The 548-nt window shown below is 73.0% G+C and carries 1 protein-coding gene; it reads left to right on the top strand.

The window, feature by feature from the left end; genetic code table 11:
* The first annotated feature begins 107 nt into the window (after positions 1–107).
* Positions 108–425 carry an antibiotic biosynthesis monooxygenase family protein gene (locus STRTUCAR8_RS32620; protein ID WP_006380475.1) on the top strand — a complete coding sequence of 106 codons (318 nt, stop codon included), beginning with the start codon at positions 108–110 and terminating at the stop codon, positions 423–425.
* Positions 426–548 lie beyond the last annotated feature (123 nt).

Genomic DNA, 548 nt, shown 5'->3' with positions numbered 1-548 from the left:
TTCCTCGCCTTCGAGAGCAGCGCCGAGCACGTCGCCCACCGCGAGAAGCTGCACCCGTACCGCACGGGCGGGTCGCTGGCGATGATGCACCTGGTGAAGGTCGCCGGATGAGCGGGGCGCCCGGCCGGGTACGGATCCTGCTGCATCTGCGGGCCACGGCGGAGCAGGTCTCCGAGATCGAGGAGGGGTACCACCGGATCAGCAAGGACCTGGCGGGCACGCCGGGCCTGCTGGGCAACGAGCTGCTGCGCGACGTGGCCGATCCCGGTGCGTACGCGGTGCTCAGCGAGTGGGAGAGCATGGCCGCCTTCCGCGACTGGGAGGTGGGCGCCGGACATCGCGGGACGACCTCGCCGCTGCGCCCCTACCAGGACACCGGGCGCCCCAGCCCGTTCGCCCTGTTCGAGGTGGAAGCGGGGTACTGACCACGCCCGCCGCGGAACCCGTGCCGTGAGGAGCGTCGCTCCTCACGGCACGGCCGTCTGTGCGGGTGTGCCGTGAGGAGTGAGACGGGCCCGGGGCGGCGGTCCGGCGGGCAGCACGAAGCG

The sequence above is a fragment of the Streptomyces turgidiscabies Car8 genome (assembly GCF_000331005.1).
In the GTDB taxonomy this organism is placed as follows: domain Bacteria; phylum Actinomycetota; class Actinomycetes; order Streptomycetales; family Streptomycetaceae; genus Streptomyces; species Streptomyces turgidiscabies.
This window is presented reverse-complemented; position numbering and strand designations above follow the sequence as displayed.